The following is a 22,711-nucleotide window of genomic DNA, read 5'->3' as shown; positions in this document are numbered from 1 at the left end:
ATGAAATTCACAACGCGCCGTTCGGTCCTGAGTTCGCTCGTTTGCGGGGCGATGCTCGCCACGCTGACGCTTGCCGCGCCGCTCGCGCATGCGAGCAAGGATCGCCCCGAAATCGGCTTCTGCATCGACGACCTGCGCGTCGAACGCTGGTCGCGCGACCGCGACTACTTCGTCGCCGCAGCGGAAAAACTCGGCGCGAAAGTCTCGGTGCAATCGGCGGATGCGAGCGAAGAGCGGCAGATTTCGCAGATCGAGAACCTGATCTCGCGCGGCGTCGACGTCATCGTGATCGTGCCGTTCAACTCGAAGGCGCTGACGAACGTCGTCGCCGAGGCGAAGAAGGCCGGCATCAAGGTGGTCTCGTACGACCGCCTGATTCTCGATGCCGACGTCGACGCCTATATCTCGTTCGACAACAAGAAGGTCGGCGAGCTGCAAGCGAAAGGCGTCTATGACGCGCAACCGAAGGGCAACTACTTCCTGCTAGGCGGCGCGCCGACCGACAACAACGCGAAGATGCTGCGTGAAGGCCAGATGGAAGTGCTCAAGCCCGCGATCGACCGCGGCGACATCAAGATCGTCGGCCAGCAGTGGGTGCCGGAATGGAGCGCGTCGACCGCGCTGCGCATCGTCGAAGACGCGCTGACGGCGAACAACAACAAGATCGACGCGATCGTCGCCTCGAACGACGGCACCGCCGGCGGCGCCATCCAGGCGCTCGCCGCGCAGCATCTGGCGGGCAAGGTGCCGGTGTCGGGCCAGGACGCGGACCTCGCGGCCGTGAAGCGCGTCGTGGCCGGCACGCAGACGATGACCGTCTACAAGCCGCTCAAGCTGATCGCGAGCGAAGCCGCGAAACTTTCCGTGCAGCTCGCGAAGGGCGAGAAGCCCGGCTACAACGCGCAGTACGACAACGGTAAGAAGAAGGTCGACACGGTGCTGCTGCAGCCGACGCTCTTGACGAAGAGCAACGTCGATATCGTCGTCAAGGATGGCTTCTACACGCAGGCGCAGCTCGCGAGCCAATAAGCGACAACGCGCGGCGAGGCACTTCGCACGCAACGCTGCACAGCGCACGAAGCGCCCCGCCGCGCCTTTGCAACGAGGCATGAGCGAATGACGCAACCTTTGCTGGCGATGCGCGGCATCGTCAAGGCATTTTCCGGCGTGAAGGCGCTCGACGGCATCGACCTCTCGGTCGCGCCCGGCGAGTGCGTCGGCCTCTGCGGCGAAAACGGCGCGGGCAAGTCGACGCTGATGAAGGTGCTCTCCGGCGTGTACCCGCACGGCACCTGGGACGGCGAAATCCTGTGGGACGGCGCGCCGCTGAAAGCGTCGAGCGTACGCGACACCGAACGCGCCGGCATCGTCATCATCCATCAGGAGCTGATGCTGGTGCCGGAACTGTCGGTGGCCGAGAACATCTTTCTCGGCAACGAAATAACGCTGCCCGGCGGACGCATGAACTACGCGGCGATGTATCAGCGCGCCGACGAACTCCTGCGCGAACTCAACATCACCGGCATCAACGTCGCGCAGCCAGTGATGAACTACGGCGGCGGGCATCAGCAGCTGATCGAAATCGCCAAGGCGCTCAACAAGCGCGCGAAGCTGCTGCTGCTCGACGAGCCGTCGTCCTCGCTGACGGAAAGCGAAACGCGCATCCTGCTCGATATCGTGCGCGATTTGAAACGGCGCGGCGTGGCGTGCGTGTATGTCTCGCACAAGCTCGACGAAGTCGAGGCGGTGTGCGACACGATCACCGTCATTCGCGACGGCCGTCATGTCGCAACCGAGCCGATGCGCGCGCTCACCACCGACAAGATCATCGCGATGATGGTCGGCCGCGAGATCAAGAACCTGTTTCCGCGCGAGCCGCACGACATCGGCGAGGTCGTATTCGAAGCGCGCAACGTGACGTGCCACGACGTCGCCAATCCGCGCCGCAAGCGCGTGGACAACGTGTCGTTCGCGCTGAGGCGAGGCGAGATTCTCGGCGTGGCGGGGCTCGTCGGCGCCGGCCGCACGGAGCTCATGCAGGCGATCTTCGGCGCTTACCCCGGCGCGAGCGAGGCGACTGTGCTGCTCAACGGCAAACCTCTCAAGATCCGCGCGCCCATCGACGCCATCCGCGCCGGCATCGCGATGGTGCCCGAGGACCGCAAGCGCCACGGCATCGTGCCGCACTTGGGTGTCGGCCACAACATCACGCTCGCGGTGCTGCAACGTTTCGCCAAGGCTGGCCGCATCGATACCGCCGCCGAACTCGACACGATCCGCACCGAGATGACGCGCCTCTCGGTGCGCGCGGCGCATCCCATGCTGTCGATTGCGAGCCTGTCCGGCGGCAATCAGCAAAAGGCCGTGCTGACGCGCATGCTTCTGACCGACCCGCAGGTGCTGATCCTCGACGAGCCGACTCGCGGCGTCGATGTCGGCGCGAAGTACGAAATCTACAAGCTCATCAATCAGCTCGCGCAGCGCGGCGTCGCGATCGTGATGGTGTCGTCGGAGTTGCCGGAAGTGCTCGGCATCAGCGACCGCGTGCTCGTGATCGGCGAGGGCGAAGTGCGCGGCGACTTCGTCAACGACGGTCTCACGCAAGAGCACATTCTCACCGCCGCGATCAGCACCGTAGAGCGTCCCGCGATTCCAAATGGAGCGTATGCATGACTCCCGATGTCACCTCTTCCAGCGCGCAGGACGCCGCATCGCGCGGCTCGGTCGCCGCGGCCGAGCGTTTTCGGCAACTGTTCGCGCGCTACAAGATCCTCGCGCTCTTGATCGCCGTCGCCGCGATCTGGATCCTCTTCTCCGTGCTCACTGACGGCGCGTTCATCACGCCGCGCAACCTGTCGAACCTGCTGCGGCAGATGGCGATCACCGGCATGCTCGCGTGCGGCATGGTGTTCGTGATCATCGCGGGCGAGATCGATTTGTCGGTGGGCTCGCTGCTGGGCCTGCTCGGCGGCGTGGCCGCGATTCTCAACGTCACCTTGCATTGGCCGATCGCCGCCACGGTCCCTGTCGTGATGTTGCTCGGCGTGCTGGCCGGGATGGCCAACGGGTGGCTCTCGGCCTATCGCGGCGTGCCGTCGTTCATCGTCGGGCTCGGCGGGATGCTTGCCTATCGCGGCATTCTGCTCGGCGTCACGGGCGGCTCGACGATCGCCCCCGTCTCCGACAGCTTCGTGTTCATCGGCCAGGGCTATCTGCCGCGCGTCGCGGGCGATACGCTCGCGGTCGTGCTCTTCGCGCTCTTGGCGTTGCTCACCGTGCGCCAGCGCAAGAACCGTCTGCACTACCGGCTCCCTGTGGTGCCGGTGTGGCAGGACGTCGTGAAGATCGTCGGCGCCGGCGTCATTCTGCTGGCGTTCGTCGCGACGCTCGACCGCTACGGCGGCATCCCCGTGCCCGTCCTGCTGCTGCTCGCGCTGCTCGGCGTGTTCACGTGGATCGCGACGCAAACGGTGTTCGGGCGCCGCATTTATGCCGTCGGCTCGAACCTGGAAGCCACGCGTCTGTCGGGCGTCAATACGAACCGCGTCAAGCTCGCGATCTTCGCGCTGATGGGGCTGATGTGCGCGTTCGCCGGCATCGTCAACACCGCCCGGCTCGCGGCCGGGTCGCCGTCGGCGGGCACGATGGGCGAACTCGATGCGATCGCCGCCTGCTTCATCGGCGGCACGTCGATGCGCGGCGGGTCGGGGACGGTCTACGGCGCGCTGATCGGCGCGCTCGTCATGGCGAGCCTCGACAACGGCATGTCGATGCTCGATGTCGACGCGTACTGGCAGATGATCGTGAAAGGCGGGATTCTCGTGCTGGCCGTGTGGATCGATGTGGTATCGGGATCGAACCGGCGCTGATCAAATCATCCGGCGCAGCGTGTTGTCCTTGAAGACGACGTGGTGCCCGATCGCGGCGAGCGCATGCAAACCAATCACCCAATAAAACAGGTTCCCGATCAGTTCGTGCGCGTCCTTGATGACGGGACGCGCCAGCGGATCGGCGCCCACCAGCGTGATACCGAGATTCAGGCCAGACAGCGTCACCGGATGTCCGGCCAGGTTGATCAACAGAATGCCGAGCAGCGGCTGCACGAAAATAAACAGATACAGCGCGAGATGGACGAGGCGCGAGAGGAACGCCAGCAGCGGGTTCGCTTCGTATTCGGCGGGCGCGCCGCTCCACAGACGCCACAGCAGACGCAGCACCGCCAGCGTCAGCACCAGCGTGCCGGCCCAGAAATGCACGTTGCTCCAGAACACGCGGCTATCGGTGCCTTTCGGGCCGCGAACTTCGATCGCCAGATAGGCGAGCGCAACGAGAATGAAAATCGCCCAATGAAAAAAGATGGCCGGTTTGGAATACCGTTCAGTACGCGTGCTGGAAAGCATAAGGGACTCCCGTGATCAGGTTTTAATGGTTTTTGTAAGCCCCAGATGATAAACGACCGTCCCTGATGCAAGCATTAACGCATCGCAAAAACGGCCATTTTCAGCGCATTTCGATTGTTCCGGACCAACCCGGCAAATAGCGCGCGTCCTGCTCGTGCGCGTATGCAAGCGCGTTTTTCAGCGCCTTGGCGAAGTCCTTGTTGATGAGCTTCGCCGGAATCTTCGGGCGCAGGTAGTCGGCCCAGAGGAATTCGCTGAAAGGCGTGGCATCTTTCGCGTAGCCGCCCGCGCGACGCAGCTCGCCCGCGAGACTGCGATACGGGTCGTCGGCCAAGTCGTTGAGCGTCTTGGGCAGATGTTCGTACTCGTATCGCGAGCCATCGGCGCCGAACGGATGCACCCATTGGTTGTGCTCCATCATCCGCCAGAAAATCACCGGATCGAGCCACGACAAGTCCCGCAGCACCATCACCTTCACTTCCTTGACCTTCTCTTCGATCAGCGCGAGGCCAAGGTGATGATGGTCGACCACGAAGTAGTCCTTCTGCGGACCGAGCACGGCGGGAAACCAGTGTGTCGCGATCGCGTTGGCGCGGCCTTTCTTGTCGAGCGTCTTCCAATGCTCGCGCTTCGCGGTGACCTCGTGGTAACCCACGGTCATCTGCGTGGGCCGCAGGTGTTCGAGTTCGGCCGAGATCAAGTGAATGTCTGAGTTCGGAACCATCGTTGCCCCTTTGGTTAACTTTTGGTTAACGGTTGTTGCCCGGCTTTTGCACCGTGCTCGCCGAGCCCTTGCCGCGCAGCAGCTTCCAGAGCGCGCCGAGCAGGACCGGCACGATAGCCGCGCCGATGCCGACCAGCACGATCACGTTCAGATACTGGCGGATGAACGGGATGTTGCCGAAGAAGTAGCCCAGCAGCACCAGCAGCAGCACCCAGAGCAGCGCACCCGCGATATTGAAGAATTGAAAGCGCGCAAAGCGCATCGACGACACCCCTGCGACGAACGGCGCGAACGTCCGCACGACCGGGATGAAGCGCGCGAGCACGAGCGTTTTGCCGCCGTGCTTTTCATAGAAATCGTGAGTTTTCTGCAGCGCGGTGCGATCGAGGAAGCGTTCGAGGATCGGAATGCGCGAGTTGAAAACTTTCGGCCCGATCGCCGAGCCGATCGCGTAGTTCAGGGTGTTACCGGTGACCGATGCCACCAGCAGCAGCAGGATCAGCAGCCCCAGATTCATCTCGCCGGTCGCGCAGAACGCGCCGCCGATGAACAGCAGCGAATCGCCCGGCAGGAACGGCAGGACCACGAGCCCGGTTTCGCAGAAAACGATCAAGAACAGCACCGCATACACCCACGCGCCGTATTGATGAATGAAGACGCCGAGAAACTTGTCGATGTGCAAGATCAGCTCGGCAAACTGGAGCAAGGTGTTCAAATGCGTCCCTTTCGAAGTAGTGCGTTGTCGGGGTCGTGCTGTTAGCGTCGAATTCGCGCGGTTCAGCCCGCAAATCTAGGGCGTCGGACGGCGCCTGCTAACTGACCGCGCCATGATACCGAAAGTGCCCGTCGGTTTTCTCAAAATAGGCGCGCAACGCGCGGACAAAACCCGGAGCGGCATGGTGGCGTCGCTATAATTCCGCCATGTCCGAATTCTCCGATCAGCCGGCTGGCGCTTCGCAGGAAATCCCCCGCCCCGCAGCAAGTCCCCTTGAGGGATTGGGGGACGCCGCACCGAATACGCCCGCAACGTCGCCTCTCCAGGCGGCCCCCTTCCCGCGCCCGTTGCGCTCGATTCAGCCCTTGCCCGACCAGTTGATCAGCCAGATCGCGGCCGGCGAAGTGGTCGAGCGGCCGGCGTCGGTCGTCAAGGAATTGCTCGAAAACGCCCTCGATGCGGGCGCGAAGACGCTGCGCATCGTGCTCGACGAGGGCGGCGTCAAACGCATCTCGATCACCGACGACGGCTGCGGCATTCCCGAAGCCGAACTGCCGCTCGCGCTGATGCGGCATGCGACCAGCAAGATCCGCTCGCTCGCCGAGCTCGAATCGGTCGCGACGCTCGGGTTTCGCGGCGAAGCGCTGGCGTCGATTGCCTCGGTGGCGGAGATGTTCATCACGAGCCGCACCGCCGAAGCCCCGCACGCCACACGCATCGACGCGCAAACCGGCGCATTGACCCCGGCCGCCGGCACCACCGGCACGACGATCGAAGTGCGCGAGCTGTACTTCAACACGCCCGCGCGCCGCAAATTCCTGAAGAGTGAGCAGACCGAACTCGGCCATTGCCTCGAGATGATCCGGCGCTCGGCGCTCGCGCGGCCGGACGTGGCGATCTCGGTGCTTCACAACGGACGCGCGGTCGAGCACTGGAACGCGAGCGATCCCGCGACCCGCGTGGCGAAGATTCTCGGCGAGACGTTCGCGACCGCGCACCTGCCGCTCGAAGAAGCGGCGGGACCGCTCGCGGTCTACGGCTGCGCCGGTCTGCCGACAGCCAGCCGCGGCCGCGCCGATCAGCAGTATTTCTTCGTCAACGGCCGCTTCGTGCGCGACAAGCTGCTCACACACGCGGTGCGCGCCGCCTACGAGGACGTGCTGCACGGCGAGCGATTCCCATCGTATGTGCTGTTTCTCGATCTGCCGCCGGAAGCCGTCGACGTGAACGTGCACCCGTCGAAGATCGAAGTCCGATTTCGCGATTCGCGCTCGATTCACCAGTTCGTGTTCCATGCTGTGCAGCGCGCGCTCGCGCGGCACGCGGGCGCATCGCCGGAAACGACGGCGGGCGGCCACGCGGCGCATATCGAGCCGGTGATGCCTGCTTCGTTCGGGTCGACGCCGCTCGGCGGCTTGCCGAGCGCGGGCGGCGCATTCGGCGGCGGTGCAAGCCGCAGCGGCGAGCCAGGCAGCACCTGGCTGCGGCAGGCGCGCATGACGCAAGGCACGCTGCCCGTCGCGCAGCCGCTCGCGCTGTATGACGCGCTCTTCGGCCGCAAAGACGCGGGCGCGGGCACCTCGCTCGGCACGACGACCGCTTACGAAGCGCGCGATTCGGCGGCGGATCTCGCAGCGCCGCCGGCAGCTCCTGCTTTCGCAGACGGTGCGAACAACGCATCGCCGGCAACCGGCCTGCCCTACCCCAGCGCCCCAGCGTTCGCCGCCGGCGACGACCACCCGCTCGGCTTCGCCCTGGGCCAGATCCACGGCATCTACGTGCTCGCGCAAAACGCGCGCGGCCTCGTGATCGTCGACATGCATGCGGCGCACGAGCGCATCCTCTACGAACAATTCAAGAACGCGCTCGCCGACCGTTCGATCGCGGTCCAGCCGCTTCTGATTCCGATCTCGATGCAGGCCGACGCCGTCGAGATCGGCGTGGTCGAAGAAGAGCGCGAGACGCTCGACGCACTCGGCTTCGATCTCGCGGTGCTGTCGCCGACCACGCTCGCGATCCGCGCGGTGCCCGCGCTGCTGAAGGACGCCGACCTGCAAGCGCTCGCGCGCGCGGTGCTCGCTGACCTGCACGCGTTCGGCGGCTCGCGCGTGTTGACCGAGCGCCAGCACGAGCTGCTCGGCACACTCGCGTGCCACCATGCGGTGCGCGCGAACCGGCGACTCACGCTCGACGAGATGAACGCGCTCCTGCGCCAAATGGAAGCGACCGAGCGCGCGGACCAATGCAACCACGGGCGGCCGACCTGGTATCAGCTGACGCTCGCGGACCTCGACCGCCTCTTCATGCGCGGTCAATAGCCACGTGGGCGACGCAGACAACGTGATTCACGCCAGTTCGACGCCCGCCGGCGCGCGGCCGATTGCCTGCCTGCTCGGGCCGACGGCCTCGGGCAAGACCGCCGCCGCGCTCGCTTTCGCGGCGCGGCGGCCGGTGGAAATCGTGAGCGTCGATTCGGCGCTCGTCTACCGCGAGATGGACATCGGCACCGCGAAGCCGACGCTCGCCGAGCGCGCGATTGCGCCGCATCATCTGATCGACATCATCGATCCCGCCGCGAACTACTCCGCCGCCAATTTCCGCGCCGACGCGCTGCGCCTCGTCGGCGAAATCCTCGCGCGCGGCAACGAGCCGCTGCTGGTGGGCGGCACGATGCTCTATTACAAAGCGCTCACGCAAGGCTTGAACGACCTGCCGCCCGCGAACGCCGAGGTGCGCGCCGAGCTCGACGCCGACGCCATCCGCGATGGCTGGCCCGCCCTGCACGCGCGCCTCGCGCAAGTCGATCCGGCGACAGCCGCGCGTCTTGCGCCGAACGATTCGCAGCGCATCCAGCGCGCGCTCGAAGTGTTCATGCTGACGGGCGTGCCGATGTCGGCGCTGCACGCGGCGCCTCCGCGCGAGACGCCAACCCCCTATCGCTTCGTGCCGATCGCGCTCGAGCCGTCGGAGCGCAGCGTGCTGCACGAACGCATCGCGCAACGCTTCGACGCGATGCTGGCAGGCGGCTTCATCGACGAGGTGAAGCGCCTGCGAGCGCGCGGCGACCTGCATCTCGGCCTGGCGTCGATGCGTTGCGTCGGCTACCGGCAGGCGTGGGAATACCTCGACGGCGCAACCGACTACGCGACGATGCGCGACAAAGGCGTGTTCGCGACGCGCCAGCTCTGCAAGCGGCAGCTGACATGGCTGCGGGCGATGCCGGAGCGGATCGTGGTGGATTGTTGCGCGGCGGATGCAACGACGCAGGCAGTCAGCGCGATCGAGCGCGTGCTGCAAGCGGCGGAGTGATTCGGTAGCGCAAAAGAAACGGCGCCTGGTCGCTCCTTGCAGAGCTTCCAGGCGCCGTTTTATGCGCTCTTGGATGGCTAGATCGCGCGCACGGGGACTACATAGTGCGCGCTCATCGACCTCACACCACCACCGTCTGCGCCTCGCCCTCGCGGCTGGCGCGCACCGTGCCGATCTTCCAAACTTGCTCGCCGGCAGCCGTCAGTTGACGCACCGCTTCGTCGGCATCCGCTGCCGAGACGATCACCGCCATGCCGATCCCGCAGTTGAACACGCGATGCATTTCGGCATCGGCGACGCCGCCGTGCTGCTGCAGCCACGCGAACAGCGGCGGCAGCGGCCAGGCGTTCTTGTCGAGTTCGGCGGTCAAACCTTCGCGCAGCACGCGCGGAATGTTCTCTACGAGGCCGCCGCCCGTGATGTGCGCCATGCCCTTCACGGCGATGCTCTGCATCAGCGCGAGGAGCGGCTTCACGTAGATGCGCGTCGGCGCCATCAGCGTGTCGGCGAGCGAGCGGCCGTGGAAATCGGCCGACAGATCCGGGTTCGCGCGCTCGATGATCTTGCGCACGAGCGAAAAACCGTTCGAATGGATACCGCTCGACGCGAGGCCGAGCACGACGTCGCCCGCGCCGATCGTGCTGCCGTCGATGATCTTGCTCTTCTCGACCGCGCCGACCGCAAAGCCCGCGAGGTCGTACTCGCCGTCCGGGTACATGCCCGGCATTTCGGCCGTTTCGCCGCCGATCAGCGCGCAGCCCGCCAGCTCACAGCCTTGCGCGATGCCCTTCACGACGGTGGACGCCGTGCCGACGTCGAGCTTGCCGCAGGCGAAGTAGTCGAGGAAGAACAGCGGCTCGGCGCCTTGCACGAGGATGTCGTTGACGCTCATCGCGACGAGATCCTGGCCGACCGTATCGTGCTTGTTCAGATGAAACGCGAGCTTGAGCTTGGTGCCCACGCCGTCGGTGCCCGACACGAGCACCGGCTCCTTGTACTTCTTCGGCACCTCGAACAGCGCGCCGAACCCGCCGATGCCGCCGAGCACGCCGTCGCGCAGGGTTTTCTTGGCAAAGGGCTTGATCGCGTCGACGAGCGCGTCGCCCGCGTCGATGTCCACGCCCGCGTCGCGATACGACAGGCCTTGGGATTCGCTATTCGGGGCGGATTTCGGTTGATTCATGGGGGAAGGGCGAGAAGGTCGGTAAAATGCGATTTTACCCGATGTCGATCAAGGGTTAGCGCTTTAGCTGTCGGCCGGGGTTAGTGCTTTAGCACTTACCCCGGCCCCATGCAGAGCTCGTACTCTGATCCCATACCAATTCACTGGTCCCGAGTTAGCGATTTAGCTGTCGATCGAAGTTCGCGCCTTTGTGCGCGACTTTGGTCTCATACACACAGGGAAAACCACTTGTCGCCGAACTCCCCCCTACTCACGCCGTACCAGCGCCAGGCCGTCTTCTGGTTTTCCTTCGCGCTCGGCATCGGCATTCTGCTGTGGGTGCTGAGCCCCGTTCTCACCCCGTTCCTGCTCGGCGCGATTCTCGCCTATATGCTGCAGCCAGGCGTCGATTGGCTCGTGCGGCACCGCGTGCCGCGCGGCCTTGCGGCGCTGCTCATGATGCTGGTCTTCGCGTGCATGATCACGGTGCTCGTGCTGCTCGTGCTCGCCGTGATCCAAAAGGAAGGCCCGCAGCTCAAGCAGCAGATCCCCGTCTTCATCGCCAAGCTGAACGTCTGGCTGCAGCCGAAGCTCGCGCTCCTCGGCCTCGGCGATTCGTTCGATTTCGGCAGCCTCCGCGACATGCTCACGAGCCAGCTCGAAGGCAGCGCGCAACAGATCGCGCTCACGGCATGGAAGTCGATCCGCACGAGCGGCAACGTGATGATCACCTTGATCGGCAACGTCGTGATGGTGCCGCTCGTGCTGTTCTACCTGCTGTACGACTGGCACAGCATGCTCGCGCGCCTGCAGAGCTTCATTCCGCGCCGCTGGCTCGACAAGACGCTCTATCTCGTCAAGGAAATGGATCAGGTGCTGTCGCAATACCTGCGCGGCCAGTTGCTCGTGATGGGCGTGCTCGCCGCGTTCTACGCGATCGCGCTGATGATCGCCGGTTTCGAGATCGCACTGCCCGTGGGCATCTTCACGGGTCTTGCCGTGTTCATCCCGTACATCGGCTACGCGACCGGCCTCGCGCTCGCGCTCATCGCCGCGCTGCTCCAATTCGGCGACTGGTATGGCTTCGGCGCGGTCGCCGTGGTGTACGGCGTCGGCCAGATCCTCGAGGGATTCTTTTTGACGCCGCGGCTCGTCGGCGAGCGCATCGGCCTGCATCCGCTCGCGGTGATCTTCGCGTTGCTCGCGTTCGGCCAGCTGTTCGGCTTTTTCGGCGTGTTGATGGCGCTCCCGGTCAGCGCCATCATTTCGACAGCGCTGCGCGAGTTGAAGCGCGGCTATCTGGCAAGCACGCTCTACAAGAACTGATTCGTTTTTATTGTGACCGTCCAACGTCAACTGACGCTCGATCTCGGCACCCCGCCGCCTTCGACTTTCGACAACTTCTTCGCCGGCGCGAACGCCGAACTGGTGACGCGCCTGCGCGAGCTTGACGGCGCGCTCGCCGCCGGGCCCCTCGCGGACCGCACGTTCTACGTCTGGGGCGAGCCCGGCTGCGGACGCAGCCACTTGCTGCAAGCCGTCGTGCACGAGGCCGCCGCGGGCCAGGCGCGCTTTCTGAGCCCGCAAAGCGCGCTCGCCGCGTTCTCGTTCGATCCGCGCGTCTCGCTCTATGCGGTCGACGATTGCGACCGGCTCTCGGGCGCGCAGCAGATCGCGCTCTTCAATCTCTTCAACGAGGTGCGCGCCCATCCGACGAGCGCGCTCGTCGCCACCGGCAACGCTGCGCCGATCGGGCTCTCCGTGCGCGAAGACTTGCGCACGCGCCTCGGCTGGGGCCTCGTCTTCCACTTGGCGCCCTTGCCCGACGAAGGCAAAGCCGCCGTGCTCAAGCACGCGGCGAAGGAACGCGGCATCGCGCTCGCCGACGGTGTTCCCGCCTACCTGCTCACGCATTTCCGACGCGACATGCCGAGCCTGATGGCGCTGCTCGACGCGCTCGACCGCTTTTCGCTCGAACAAAAACGCGCGGTCACGTTGCCGCTGTTGCGCACGATGCTCGCGTCGCCCGACGCTGCGGCGGGCGCGAGCCCCGCAGCGCCCGAACCCGGCGCGGCCGCCGCCCGGCCGAACGTCCGGTTCAAATAGTCCGCTTCAAGTAAAATGCGCCCTCATGACGAATCTCGCCCTTTTTGACCTAGATCACACGCTCATCCCCACTGACAGCGACCACGAATGGGGTCGCTTCATGGTGAAGCTCGGCATCGTCGATGCCGAGAGCTTCGCGCGGGAGAACGACAAATTCTTCGCCGACTACAAGGCCGGCAAGCTCGACATCCACGCGTACCTGACCGCGATGCTCACGCCGCTCGCGAAATACTCGCGCGCGCAACTGGCGCAATGGCACGAGCAGTTCATGCACGAAGTCATCAAGCCTGCGCTGATCCCGGCGGCGGTCGAGCTCGTGCGCGGGCATCAGGAGAGCGGCGATCTCTGCTGCATCGTCACCGCGACCAACGAATTCATCACGCGGCCGATCGCGAGCGCCTTCGGCGTCGACGCGCTGATCGCCTGCGAAGTGGAAACCGTCGACGGCCAGCCGCACTCTGCGTTCACGGGCCGCGGCACTGGCACGCCGAGTTACCGCGAAGGCAAGATCGTGCGCACCGAGGCCTGGCTCGCGTCGCTCGGCAAAACGTGGGGCGATTTTGAGCGCAGCTATTTCTACAGCGATTCGCACAACGACATTCCGCTGCTCGAAAAAGTCACCGACCCGATCGCGACCAATCCCGACGCCACGCTGCGAGCCCACGCGCAATCTAAGGGCTGGCGCATCCTCGATCTCTTTGAACCGTCGTGATCAAAAAACTCATCCGCAAGCTGTTCGGACAAGAACCGGCAGAGAAAAGCGACACTGACGGCGAAACGGCCTATGCCGCCGCCGACAGCGACTACGCGCCCGAAACGCGCACCGAAGAGGTCGCGAAACAGCGCCGCAAGACGACCAAGAGCGTGGCCAAAACCGCGCGCGCCGGCGCGCGCGATCCGGACGCACCCGTCATCCTGTCGGCCGACGTTCACGGCATCGACCCCGATCTGATCTCGCGCAACGCGGTGCGCGTCACCGATGCGCTGCAGCAGGCGGGGCATCGGGCGTTCATCGTCGGCGGCGCGGTGCGCGACCTGCTGCTCGGCGTCGCGCCGAAAGATTTCGACGTCGCGACCGACGCGACGCCTGACGAAGTGCAGCGCCTCTTCCGGCGCGCGCGCCTGATCGGCCGGCGTTTCACGATCGTGCACGTGCAGTTCGGGCAGGAAATCATCGAAGTGTCGACGTTCCGCGCGCTCGTCGATCCGCCGCCCGCGGACGCCCCGAAGGAAGTCCCCTTGGGGGGCACGCCGCCGCCGAAGCGCTTGAAGCGCGACGAACTCGACCGCCGCACGCACGCCGTCGACGCGAGCGGCCGCGTGCTGCGCGACAACGTCTGGGGCGAGCAGCACGAAGACGCCACGCGGCGCGACTTCACGATCAACGCGATGTACTACGACCCGGCCACGCAAACGGTGCTCGACTACCACAACGGGATGGCCGACATGCGCGCGCGCCTGTTGCGGATGATCGGCGACCCGGCGACGCGCTACCGTGAAGACCCCGTGCGGATGCTGCGCGTCGTGCGCTTCGCCGCGAAGCTCGGCTTCGAGATCGAAGATGCCACCCGCGTGCCGATCAAGAAACTCGCCGATCTCATCAACAACGTGCCCGCCGCGCGGCTCTTCGACGAGATGCTGAAGCTGATGCTCTCGGGCCATGCGCTCGCCTGCCTGAAGCAGCTTCGCAAGGAAGGACTGCACCACGGTCTGCTGCCGCTGCTCGACGTCGTGCTCGAACAGCCGCATGGCGAGAAGTTCATCACGCTCGCGCTGAACAGCACCGACGACCGCGTGCGCGCGGGCAAACCCGTATCGCCGGGCTTCCTCTTCGCGACGCTGCTGTGGCACGACATGCAGCAGCGCTGGCAGCAGTACGAGGCCAACGGCGAATACCCGGTGCCCGCGCTGCATCGCGCGATGGACGACGTGCTCGACATGCAGACCGAAAAGCTCGCGATCCACAAGCGCTTCTCGGCCGACATGCGCGAGATCTGGGGCTTGCAGCTGCGCCTCGAAAAACGCTCGGGCCGCAGCGCGCTGAAGCTGCTGGAACACCAAAGATTTAGAGCGGGGTATGATTTCCTCCTGTTGCGCTGCGAATCCGGCGAGTTGGACTCGTCGATCGGGCAGTGGTGGACAGAATTCATCGACGCAGACCCCGCCGGGCGTGAAGCACTTCTCTCGCAAGGCGGCAAGGACCGGGCACCCAAAAAACGACGGCGGCGCAGCAGTGGCGCGAAAAGCCGCAGGACGGGCGAGCGGATGGAGGGGGGCGATTCGGCAAGCAGCTCGGCCGACGCCAGGCAGTCGAACGACGCGAGCCGCGACGGCGCACACGAAGACTGATACGGTCGCCGAACTCGCAGTCGTACGAATTTCGCAGGAAGTTATGCCATGACGGTTGCTTATCTCGGCCTCGGCGCGAATCTCGGGGACGCGCGCCAGACCCTGAAAGACGCGGTGGTGTGCCTAGCACAGCAGCACACCATCACCGTGCTCGAAAAGTCGAGCCTGTATCGCACTGCCCCGATCGACGCGGGCGGCGATGACTATTTCAACCTCGCCGTGAAGCTCGAGACGACGCTCGGCGCGCACCATCTGCTCGCGCTGTGTCACAAGATCGAGCAGCACTTCGGCCGCGAGCGTCCCTTTCGCAATGCGCCCCGCACGCTCGACATCGACGTTCTGATCTTCGGCGACCAGTGCATCGACGAACCCGAGCTGATCGTGCCGCACCCCCGCCTCACTGAGCGCGCATTCGTGCTGGTGCCGCTCGTCGAAATCGACCCGGCGCTTGAAATTCCGCGGCTCGGACGGGCTGATGCGTTTCTTTCAGCGGTCGAGGGCCAGCGCATCGAGAAAGTGAAGTCGCCCTGCCAGTGCCTGCTCGAAGCGCTCCGCGGCGGCAGCGACGCTGCCGCCAAGCCGGCCAAGGGCGGTAGCTGCCGATGACGACCAACCCGCTCACCGTCACTGCGCCGCATTTGCGCCCGCCTTATCCGTACATCGCCATCGAAGGGCCGATCGGCGTCGGCAAGACCTCGCTCGCGCGGCTCATCGGCGAACGCTGGTCGATGCAGCCGCTCTTCGAACGCCCGGACGACAACCCGTTCCTCGAACGCTTCTATCGCGACTCCGCCCGCTACGCGCTCGCGACGCAGTTGCAGTTCGCGCTGCAACGCGCGCAGGAAGCCCGCGAAGTGATCGCGGCGCGCGCGGCCGGCACGTCGCTGATCGCCGATTTCATCGCGCAGAAGAACGACATCTTCGCGCGCCTCACGCTGCCCGACGACGAGTATCAGCTCTATCGCACGCTCGCCGCCCATATCGACACGACCGCGGCGCCGCAGCCCAATCTCGTCGTGTACCTGCAGGCCAGCCCCGAGGTGCTGTTCGCGCGCATTCAGAAGCGCGCGCGGCCGTCGGAGCTGCAAATCTCGGACGCCTACCTGCGCTCGCTCTGCGACGCGTACAACGAGTTCTTTTATCACTATGACGGCGCACCCGTGCTGACCGTCAACGCCGAACACCTGAATCCGCTCGAATCGGCGGACGATCTTGCGCTGCTGGTCGAACGCATCGAGACGATGCGCGGACGCAAGGAATTCTTCGTCAAAGGCACGTCGCTGTAATCGGCGGCGCGGCCCTCCTCTTTCTTCACCCACGGAACTCCCCATGACTTATTTGCAGGAAACGAGCCGGCAAGCCATTACGGTGCCGAAACTGCAAACGATGCGCGATGCCGGCGAAAAGATCGCGATGCTCACCTGCTACGACGCGAGCTTTGCGTCGCTGCTCGATCGCGCGGGCGTCGACGTGCTCTTGATCGGCGATTCTCTCGGCAACGTGCTGCAAGGCCAGACGACGACCCTGCCCGTCACGCTCGACGAAATTGCGTATCACACCGCGTGCGTCGCACGCGTGCAGCCGGGCGCGCTCATCGTTGCCGACATGCCGTTCGGCACCTACGGCACGCCCACTGATGCGTTCGCGAGCGCCGTGAAGCTGATGCGCGCTGGCGCGCAGATGGTCAAGCTCGAAGGCGGCGAATGGCTCGCCGAGACCGTGCGCTTTCTCGTGGAACGCTCGGTGCCGGTGTGCGCGCACGTCGGACTCACGCCGCAATCGGTGCATGCGTTCGGCGGCTTCAAGGTGCAGGGCAAGACGGAAGCCGGTGCGAACCAGCTCATCCGCGATGCGCTCGCCATGCAGCACGCCGGCGCGCAGTTGATCGTGCTGGAGGCAGTCCCCACGCTCGTCGCCGCCGCAGTGACGAAGCAATTGCACATTCCTACGATTGGAATCGGCGCGGGCGTCGATTGCTCGGGGCAAGTGCTGGTGCTGCACGACATGCTCGGCATCTTCCCCGGCAAGCGGCCGCGCTTCGTCAAAGATTTCATGAATGGACAGCCGAGCATCTTGGCCGCTGTCGAAGCGTACGTCCGCGCGGTGAAGGAGGGTTCGTTCCCCGGGCCGGAACACACGTTCTGAGTGAGGATGCGGCCGGAATCGGAAGTTTCGGCCGCTTCATGATGCGAAATATGGCAACTTATCGACAGATAAACACTGATAGCCAGAAATTCAGACTATTTCATAGTTTTTTCAGACTAATCCGATAGCCTACGGAAGCTCGGTCGCCTATTCTGGTCTGTCCACCTGCGGCAACGCCGCTTAACTTTTAGGACAGACCGTCATGAGCCCTTTTTGCCTGATTGACGTGGCGCAACTTCGCAAAGACGCCACTGCACCGACCCCGAATCGTCTCCACGCATTGTGCATCCGCATTGTCGGCTGGATGCTGCGTCCTCTCGCCAAGCACCTCGCCTGATCGCATGCCGGGCGCCTCCGCGCCACGGCTCATGTTCCACAGCTAATTCCGTATGACCCGCGCGTGCAACGCACCGCGAAGCGCGTTGCAAACGATCAACGCTTCCGCATTCAGCAGATCCGCCCGAACGAGCACCCGCTCGGCCGCCTGAAAGCTGGCATCGGCCAGCAGAACACGGCGCATCACACCGGGCAGCACGCCCGACGATAACGGCGGCGTCCACCAGCGCCCGTCCCGCTTGACGAAGACATTCGATCGGCCACCTTCGGTAAGCTCCCCACGCTCGTTGAAAAACAGCATGTCGAAGCCGCCGTGCGCCTCCGCCTCACGCCAGCCGCGGTCGTATTCCGCTCGACGCGTGGTCTTGTGGGCAAGCAACGGATCGGCCGCCTGCGTTGGCGCAAAGCCGTGATCCGGCGCGAGCATCACGCCGACCACGTCGCTTGGAAGCGGCGCGAGCGGCGCCGCGATGATCTCGACGTCCCCGGCCTTGGCGAGCGCCACCCGAAACCGGTGTTCGACGCCGGCGGGCAACGCCGCGCAACGTTCGGCAATCCGAGCACGCACGCTGGCCTCATCAAACGCAAAGCCGAGTTGCCGGGCGCTCGCACCAAGCCGCTCCAGATGGAGGTCGAGGTAGCGCACACCCGCTTCGCGGGTGGCGTGCATCGTTTCGAACAACTGAAAGCCGGGATCGGCTCCCGTCAGGAATCGCGCTTTCAAGCGACACTCCGCATATTCATCGGCGGCGACGCTGTCGAGCACGATGCCGCCGCCAACGCCCATCCTCCCGCGACGCTCTCCTGACGCGGACGAAGCAGCGAGTTCCAGTGTTCGAATCGCAACAGACAGACAAAAGTCGCCGCAAACAGGTGCCTCGCTGGCAGGGCCGGTCTGCGGTGGCGCATCCAACCAACCGATAGCGCCCGTGTAGAGTCCACGAGGCGACGTCTCGATTTCGTCGATCAATTGCATGGTCCGATACTTCGGCGCGCCGGTAATCGAGCCGCACGGAAAGAGCGCACGAAGCACGTCGGCAAACGTCACACCGGCGCGCACGATGGCTTCGACTGTCGATGTCATCTGCCACACCGACGGATAGGGCTCGACCGAAAACAGCGCCGGCACCTTGACCGAACCGGTCGCGGCGATGCGCGAAAGATCGTTGCGCAGCAAGTCGACGATCATGACGTTTTCGGCGCGGTTCTTCGGGTCGTTGGCGAGGAAAGCCGCGGCGCGCGCATCGTCGGCGGGGTCCGTCACGCGAGCGGCCGTCCCCTTCATCGGCCGCGCGCGCAAACGCTCGCCCGCCTTCTCGACGAAAAGCTCCGGCGAGCAAGACACGACCCAGGCACCGTCCGGGAGAGCGACGAGCGCGCCATATCGCACTGGCTGTCGCTGGCGCAGCCGCCGATACAGCGCGAGCGGCGAGCCGAAAACATCGAAGCCGAGCCGATAGGTGTAGTTGATCTGGTACGACTCGCCCTCGCGCAACGCGTCGTGGACGGCCGCGATCGCTGCGTTGAACTCGTCCTCGGTCACGCTCTCGGCGACGTTCATCGCACCCGCCACCGACGGCTCCTGCGCACCGCCGTCCAGACCGGTGAGCCACGCGTCGGTCTCGTCGCGCGAAAGCCTTTCGCAACGCGAGAACATTAAAAAACGCAGCGAGGCTGGGCCTGGCTGCGTCGTTTGCGTCTTGAGGCTGCGCTGATCGTTCGATAGGACAAGATTGCGGCCGAATTCATAGTCGGCCAGCACCACGGCATGTAGACCGCGGCGAGAATCGCCGGCTGCGGCAGCGCAGATCTCGTCAAGGCGGGCGCCGTCACCGCACACGTGCTCGCGCACAAAGCCGGTGTACAAACGACTCGACCGCACGGCGGCGGTCGAGTCGCAATCGTCGAGCAACGCAAACACCGCGCCGCCCGCACTCACTTCATCAGCTGTCATTTAGGACCTGCTCACCAGCCTCACGCGCCGAGCTTCCTGCTCCGCCATGCCGATCAATCGAAGAAGCTCTTCACACGGTCGAACCAGCTCTTGCTCTGCGGGCTGTGACGCGGGCCGCCTTCGACGAGCGATTTCTCGAACTGCTTGAGCAGATCGCGCTGCTGTTCGGTCAGCTTCACCGGCGTCTCGACCTGCACGTGCACGTAGAGATCGCCCGCGATACTCGACCGCAGTCCCTTGATGCCCTTGCCGCGCAGACGGAACGTCTTGGCCGACTGCGTGCCTTCCGGCACCGAGAAGCTAGCGCGGCCCGCCAGCGTCGGCACTTCGATCTCGCCGCCGAGCGCCGCCGTGGTGAACGGAATCGGCATTTGGCAATGGAGGTCGTCGCCGTCGCGCTCGAACACGGAATGCGGCTTGATGTGAATCTCGACGTACAAATCGCCCGACGGCCCGCCGTTGATACCCGGCTCGCCGTTACCTGCCGAGCGGATGCGCATGCCGTCGTCGATGCCTGCGGGGATCTTCACTTCGAGCGTCTTGGTTTCCTTCACCTTGCCCGCACCGTGGCAATGCGCGCACGGTTCAGGGATGTAGGAGCCGCTGCCGTGACACTTCGGGCAGGTCTGCTGGATGCTGAAGAAACCCTGCGACATCCGAACTGCGCCGGAACCGTGACAGGTCGGACAGGTTTCCGGCTTCGTACCCGGCTTCGCGCCGGAGCCGTGACAGATTTCGCACGACACCCAGCTCGGCACGCGAATCTGCGTGTCGTAGCCGTGCGCGGCCTGCTCGAGCGTGATTTCCATGCTGTAGCGCAGGTCGGCGCCGCGATACACCTGCGGGCCGCCGCGTCCACCGCGCGCAGCGCCGCCGGCGGCCTGGCCGAAGATGTCGCCGAAGATATCGCCGAACGCGTCGGCAAATCCGCCGAAGCCCTGCGCACCCGCTGCGCCCATATTCGGGTCGACCCCGGCATGGCCGTACTGGTCGTAAGCCCCGCGCTTTTGCGAGTCCGACAGCATTTCATAGGCTTCCTTCGCCTCTTTGAAACGCTCTTCCGCATCCTTGTTGTCCGGATTGCGGTCGGGGTGATACTTCATCGCGAGCTTGCGATAAGCCTTCTTGATCTCGTCGTCGCTCGCGTTCTTCGCGACGCCCAGAACCTCGTAGTAATCCCGTTTCGCCATGTCGGTTCAACGCCGGCCGCACACCTCGCGCGGCCGCTCCTTTCGCATGCTGTGGAGTCTCGCGACTCGTCTGACGGCTGTCTCGTTACCGGCTTATCCGGCAAAAAGCGCCGCCCTCCATAAAACAAATGTGCCCGGCGAACCCAAAAGGTTCGCCAGGCGCGATCATCGCGACCGGAAACTCGTTCGAGCGCCGGCCGCCATCTTGATGTGACTGATGCCTCAGTCCTTCTTCACTTCCTTGAACTCGGCATCGACCACGTCATCTTCCGGCTGGGCCGAAGCGCCGCCATTGCTCGCCCCGGCCGACGCGCCTGCCGCACCCGCCGCGCCTGCTGCCGCGCCTTGAGCCGCCTGCATGTCGGCGTACATCTTCTCGCCGAGTTTCTGCGAAGCCGTCGCCACCGCTTCGATTTTGGCGTCGATTGCCGCCTTGTCGCTCGTGTTGCTCTTGAGCGTCTCTTCGAGCTCCTTCAATGCAGCTTCGATCTTTTCCTTGTCCGACGCGTCGATCTTGTCGCCGTACTCGGTCAGCGCCTTCTTCGTGCTGTGCACGAGCGCATCGCCCTGGTTGCGGGCATCAGCCAGCTCACGCAGCTTGTGATCTTCTTCCGCGTTCGCTTCGGCGTCCTTCACCATCTTCTCGATCTCGGCTTCCGACAGGCCCGAGTTCGCCTTGATGGTGATGCGGTTTTCCTTGCCGGTCGCCTTGTCCTTCGCGCCGACGTGCAGAATGCCGTTCGCGTCGATGTCGAAGGTCACTTCGATCTGCGGTACGCCGCGCGGTGCGGGCGGAATGCCTTCGAGATTGAACTCGCCGAGCAACTTGTTGCCGGCCGCCATCTCGCGCTCACCCTGGAACACCTTGATCGTCACCGCGCCTTGGTTGTCGTCGGCCGTCGAATACACTTGCGAGTGCTTCGTCGGGATCGTCGTGTTCTTGTTGATCATCTTCGTCATCACGCCGCCGAGCGTTTCGATGCCGAGCGACAGCGGGGTCACGTCGAGCAGCAGCACGTCCTTGCGGTCGCCCGACAGCACCTGGCCCTGAATCGCGGCGCCCACGGCCACGGCTTCGTCCGGGTTCACGTCGCGGCGCGGCTCTTTGCCGAAGAACTCCTTCACCGTTTCCTGAACCTTCGGCATACGCGTCATGCCGCCGACCAGGATGACGTCGTCGATCTCTCCGACCTTCACGCCCGCATCCTTGATCGCGATCTTGCACGGCTCGACCGTGCGCGTGATCAGCTCTTCGACGAGCGCTTCGAGCTTGGCGCGCGTGATCTTCAGGTTCAAGTGCTTCGGACCCGACGCGTCAGCGGTGATGTACGGCAGGTTGATTTCGGTCTGCTGGCTCGACGACAGCTCGATCTTCGCCTTTTCCGCCGCTTCCTTTAGGCGCTGCAGCGCGAGCACGTCCTTCGAGAGATCGACGCCCTGCTCTTTCTTGAACTCGCCGATGATGTAATCGATGATGCGCTGGTCGAAGTCTTCACCGCCGAGGAACGTGTCGCCGTTCGTCGACAGCACTTCGAACTGCATTTCGCCGTCCACGTCCGCGATTTCGATGATCGAGATGTCGAACGTGCCGCCGCCCAAGTCGTACACCGCGATCTTGCGGTCGCCCTTTTCGGCCTTGTCGAGACCGAACGCGAGCGCTGCGGCCGTCGGCTCGTTGATGATCCGCTTCACTTCGAGACCGGCGATACGGCCCGCATCCTTGGTGGCTTGGCGCTGGCTGTCGTTGAAGTACGCGGGAACCGTGATCACGGCTTCGGTGACCGGCTCGCCAAGGTAGTCTTCAGCGGTCTTCTTCATCTTGCGCAACACTTCCGCCGAGATCTGCGGCGGCGCGAGCTTCTGGTCATGCGCTTCGATCCAGGCGTCGCCGTTGTCGGCCTTCATGATCTTGTAGGGCATCAGGCCGATGTCCTTCTGGACTTCCTTCTCTTCGAAACGGCGGCCGATCAGGCGCTTCACTGCGAACAGCGTATTGCGCGGGTTGGTGACCGACTGGCGCTTGGCGGGCGCGCCGACGAGGATTTCGTTGTCGTCCATGTAGGCGATGATCGACGGCGTCGTGCGAGCGCCTTCCGAGTTTTCGATCACTTTGACCTGATTGCCTTCCATCAGCGCCACGCACGAGTTCGTGGTGCCGAGGTCGATACCGATAATTTTGCCCATTTTTCCTAATCTCCTAACTTTTGATCGCTGTGGGGCAAGCCTTGTCTGGCAAGGCTCACCGCCCGAAATTCAAACCTGCACTCAACATAAGTGCGACCGCATCATTTTCAAGACCCTGAATACGATGCGGTCTTTAA

General features: G+C 64.5%; 19 protein-coding genes. 12 read left to right on the top strand and 7 right to left on the bottom strand.

Annotated features, from left to right (window positions below):
* From xylF to AAHK20_RS21575, 3 genes are all read left to right on the top strand, one after another.
* Positions 1 to 1,029 (top strand): D-xylose ABC transporter substrate-binding protein, encoded by a 1,029-nt coding sequence (gene xylF, locus AAHK20_RS21585; protein ID WP_449183619.1) that lies wholly within the window; start codon positions 1 to 3, stop codon positions 1,027 to 1,029.
* Positions 1,030 to 1,116: 87 nt separating this feature from the next.
* Positions 1,117 to 2,673: a D-xylose ABC transporter ATP-binding protein gene (gene xylG, locus AAHK20_RS21580; RefSeq protein ID WP_449183543.1), complete on the top strand. Its 1,557-nt coding sequence runs from the start codon at positions 1,117 to 1,119 to the stop codon at positions 2,671 to 2,673.
* Positions 2,670 to 3,869 (top strand): sugar ABC transporter permease, encoded by a 1,200-nt coding sequence (locus AAHK20_RS21575; RefSeq protein ID WP_449183542.1) that lies wholly within the window; start codon positions 2,670 to 2,672, stop codon positions 3,867 to 3,869. The genes xylG and AAHK20_RS21575 overlap by 4 nt, the downstream gene beginning before the upstream one ends.
* Here the strand turns inward: AAHK20_RS21575 and AAHK20_RS21570 are convergent, their stop codons facing one another.
* The 3 genes from AAHK20_RS21570 to AAHK20_RS21560 all read right to left on the bottom strand — a co-directional run bounded on the left by AAHK20_RS21570 (position 3,870) and on the right by AAHK20_RS21560 (position 5,839).
* Positions 3,870 to 4,400 (bottom strand): cytochrome b, encoded by a 531-nt coding sequence (locus AAHK20_RS21570; RefSeq protein WP_449183541.1) that lies wholly within the window; start codon positions 4,398 to 4,400, stop codon positions 3,870 to 3,872.
* A 100-nt stretch (positions 4,401 to 4,500) separates the two neighbouring features.
* The gene (locus tag AAHK20_RS21565) at positions 4,501 to 5,124 is read right to left on the bottom strand and encodes a ParB-like protein (protein ID WP_449183540.1); all 624 of its coding nucleotides are present in this window, start codon (positions 5,122 to 5,124) and stop codon (positions 4,501 to 4,503) included.
* 25 nt (positions 5,125 to 5,149) lie between these two features.
* Positions 5,150 to 5,839 carry a VTT domain-containing protein gene (locus tag AAHK20_RS21560; RefSeq protein WP_449183539.1) on the bottom strand — a complete coding sequence of 230 codons (690 nt, stop codon included), beginning with the start codon at positions 5,837 to 5,839 and terminating at the stop codon, positions 5,150 to 5,152.
* A 206-nt stretch (positions 5,840 to 6,045) separates the two neighbouring features.
* Here AAHK20_RS21560 and mutL point away from each other — a divergent pair, with 206 nt between their 5' ends.
* Both mutL and miaA read left to right on the top strand, forming a co-directional pair.
* The gene (gene mutL, locus AAHK20_RS21555) at positions 6,046 to 8,157 is read left to right on the top strand and encodes a DNA mismatch repair endonuclease MutL (protein ID WP_449183538.1); all 2,112 of its coding nucleotides are present in this window, start codon (positions 6,046 to 6,048) and stop codon (positions 8,155 to 8,157) included.
* Positions 8,158 to 8,182: 25 nt separating this feature from the next.
* Positions 8,183 to 9,148 carry a tRNA (adenosine(37)-N6)-dimethylallyltransferase MiaA gene (gene miaA, locus AAHK20_RS21550; protein WP_449183618.1) on the top strand — a complete coding sequence of 322 codons (966 nt, stop codon included), beginning with the start codon at positions 8,183 to 8,185 and terminating at the stop codon, positions 9,146 to 9,148.
* A 121-nt stretch (positions 9,149 to 9,269) separates the two neighbouring features.
* On the opposite strand, the gene purM is transcribed toward miaA, so the two are convergent.
* Positions 9,270 to 10,331, bottom strand: a complete 1,062-nt coding sequence (gene purM, locus AAHK20_RS21545; protein WP_449183537.1) for a phosphoribosylformylglycinamidine cyclo-ligase — start codon at positions 10,329 to 10,331, stop codon at positions 9,270 to 9,272.
* Between the two features lie 228 nt (positions 10,332 to 10,559).
* On the opposite strand from purM, the gene AAHK20_RS21540 reads away from it, so the two are divergent.
* Genes AAHK20_RS21540 through panB form a run of 7 tightly spaced genes read left to right on the top strand, consistent with a single transcriptional unit; the run spans position 10,560 to position 16,910 of the window.
* A complete protein-coding gene (locus tag AAHK20_RS21540; RefSeq protein ID WP_449183536.1) occupies positions 10,560 to 11,636 on the top strand; it encodes an AI-2E family transporter in 1,077 nt (358 codons plus the stop codon).
* Positions 11,637 to 11,648: 12 nt separating this feature from the next.
* On the top strand, positions 11,649 to 12,416 hold the full coding sequence (gene hda, locus AAHK20_RS21535; RefSeq protein WP_449183535.1) for a DnaA regulatory inactivator Hda: 768 nt from the start codon (positions 11,649 to 11,651) through the stop codon (positions 12,414 to 12,416).
* A gap of 25 nt (positions 12,417 to 12,441) precedes the next feature.
* Complete coding sequence (locus AAHK20_RS21530; RefSeq protein ID WP_449183534.1) at positions 12,442 to 13,128, top strand: histidinol-phosphatase; 687 nt, start codon at positions 12,442 to 12,444, stop codon at positions 13,126 to 13,128.
* The gene (gene pcnB / locus AAHK20_RS21525) at positions 13,125 to 14,765 is read left to right on the top strand and encodes a polynucleotide adenylyltransferase PcnB (protein ID WP_449183533.1); all 1,641 of its coding nucleotides are present in this window, start codon (positions 13,125 to 13,127) and stop codon (positions 14,763 to 14,765) included. The genes AAHK20_RS21530 and pcnB overlap by 4 nt, the downstream gene beginning before the upstream one ends.
* 48 nt (positions 14,766 to 14,813) lie before the next feature.
* Positions 14,814 to 15,371: a 2-amino-4-hydroxy-6-hydroxymethyldihydropteridine diphosphokinase gene (folK, locus tag AAHK20_RS21520; RefSeq protein WP_449183532.1), complete on the top strand. Its 558-nt coding sequence runs from the start codon at positions 14,814 to 14,816 to the stop codon at positions 15,369 to 15,371.
* The gene (locus AAHK20_RS21515) at positions 15,368 to 16,051 is read left to right on the top strand and encodes a deoxynucleoside kinase (protein ID WP_449183531.1); all 684 of its coding nucleotides are present in this window, start codon (positions 15,368 to 15,370) and stop codon (positions 16,049 to 16,051) included. The genes folK and AAHK20_RS21515 overlap by 4 nt, the downstream gene beginning before the upstream one ends.
* Positions 16,052 to 16,094: 43 nt before the next feature.
* Positions 16,095 to 16,910, top strand: a complete 816-nt coding sequence (panB, locus tag AAHK20_RS21510; RefSeq protein ID WP_449183530.1) for a 3-methyl-2-oxobutanoate hydroxymethyltransferase — start codon at positions 16,095 to 16,097, stop codon at positions 16,908 to 16,910.
* Positions 16,911 to 17,289: 379 nt separating this feature from the next.
* On the opposite strand, the gene pabB is transcribed toward panB, so the two are convergent.
* The 3 genes from pabB to dnaK all read right to left on the bottom strand — a co-directional run bounded on the left by pabB (position 17,290) and on the right by dnaK (position 22,574).
* The gene (gene pabB / locus AAHK20_RS21505) at positions 17,290 to 19,200 is read right to left on the bottom strand and encodes an aminodeoxychorismate synthase component I (protein WP_449183529.1); all 1,911 of its coding nucleotides are present in this window, start codon (positions 19,198 to 19,200) and stop codon (positions 17,290 to 17,292) included.
* Between the two features lie 53 nt (positions 19,201 to 19,253).
* On the bottom strand, positions 19,254 to 20,390 hold the full coding sequence (gene dnaJ / locus AAHK20_RS21500; RefSeq protein ID WP_449183528.1) for a molecular chaperone DnaJ: 1,137 nt from the start codon (positions 20,388 to 20,390) through the stop codon (positions 19,254 to 19,256).
* Positions 20,391 to 20,612: 222 nt separating this feature from the next.
* A complete protein-coding gene (gene dnaK / locus AAHK20_RS21495; protein ID WP_449183527.1) occupies positions 20,613 to 22,574 on the bottom strand; it encodes a molecular chaperone DnaK in 1,962 nt (653 codons plus the stop codon).
* Between the last annotated feature and the right edge of the window lie 137 nt (positions 22,575 to 22,711).

The organism is Trinickia camelliae (genome assembly GCF_053525655.1).
The sequence above is the reverse complement of the archived record's forward strand: the minus strand, read 5'-3'. Positions and strand labels throughout refer to the sequence as shown.

What these genes read in the sequence shown, in the direction of transcription:
- xylF (WP_449183619.1), top strand. Translation starts at nt 1, where the DNA reads ATGAAATTCACAACGCGCCGTTCGGTCCTGAGTTCGCTCGTTTGCGGG.
- xylG (WP_449183543.1), top strand. Translation starts at nt 1,117, where the DNA reads ATGACGCAACCTTTGCTGGCGATGCGCGGCATCGTCAAGGCATTTTCC.
- AAHK20_RS21575 (WP_449183542.1), top strand. Translation starts at nt 2,670, where the DNA reads ATGACTCCCGATGTCACCTCTTCCAGCGCGCAGGACGCCGCATCGCGC.
- AAHK20_RS21570 (WP_449183541.1), bottom strand. Translation starts at nt 4,400, where the DNA reads ATGCTTTCCAGCACGCGTACTGAACGGTATTCCAAACCGGCCATCTTT.
- AAHK20_RS21565 (WP_449183540.1), bottom strand. Translation starts at nt 5,124, where the DNA reads ATGGTTCCGAACTCAGACATTCACTTGATCTCGGCCGAACTCGAACAC.
- mutL (WP_449183538.1), top strand. Translation starts at nt 6,046, where the DNA reads ATGTCCGAATTCTCCGATCAGCCGGCTGGCGCTTCGCAGGAAATCCCC.
- purM (WP_449183537.1), bottom strand. Translation starts at nt 10,331, where the DNA reads ATGAATCAACCGAAATCCGCCCCGAATAGCGAATCCCAAGGCCTGTCG.
- AAHK20_RS21530 (WP_449183534.1), top strand. Translation starts at nt 12,442, where the DNA reads ATGACGAATCTCGCCCTTTTTGACCTAGATCACACGCTCATCCCCACT.
- folK (WP_449183532.1), top strand. Translation starts at nt 14,814, where the DNA reads ATGACGGTTGCTTATCTCGGCCTCGGCGCGAATCTCGGGGACGCGCGC.
- AAHK20_RS21515 (WP_449183531.1), top strand. Translation starts at nt 15,368, where the DNA reads ATGACGACCAACCCGCTCACCGTCACTGCGCCGCATTTGCGCCCGCCT.
- panB (WP_449183530.1), top strand. Translation starts at nt 16,095, where the DNA reads ATGACTTATTTGCAGGAAACGAGCCGGCAAGCCATTACGGTGCCGAAA.
- pabB (WP_449183529.1), bottom strand. Translation starts at nt 19,200, where the DNA reads ATGACAGCTGATGAAGTGAGTGCGGGCGGCGCGGTGTTTGCGTTGCTC.
- dnaJ (WP_449183528.1), bottom strand. Translation starts at nt 20,390, where the DNA reads ATGGCGAAACGGGATTACTACGAGGTTCTGGGCGTCGCGAAGAACGCG.
- dnaK (WP_449183527.1), bottom strand. Translation starts at nt 22,574, where the DNA reads ATGGGCAAAATTATCGGTATCGACCTCGGCACCACGAACTCGTGCGTG.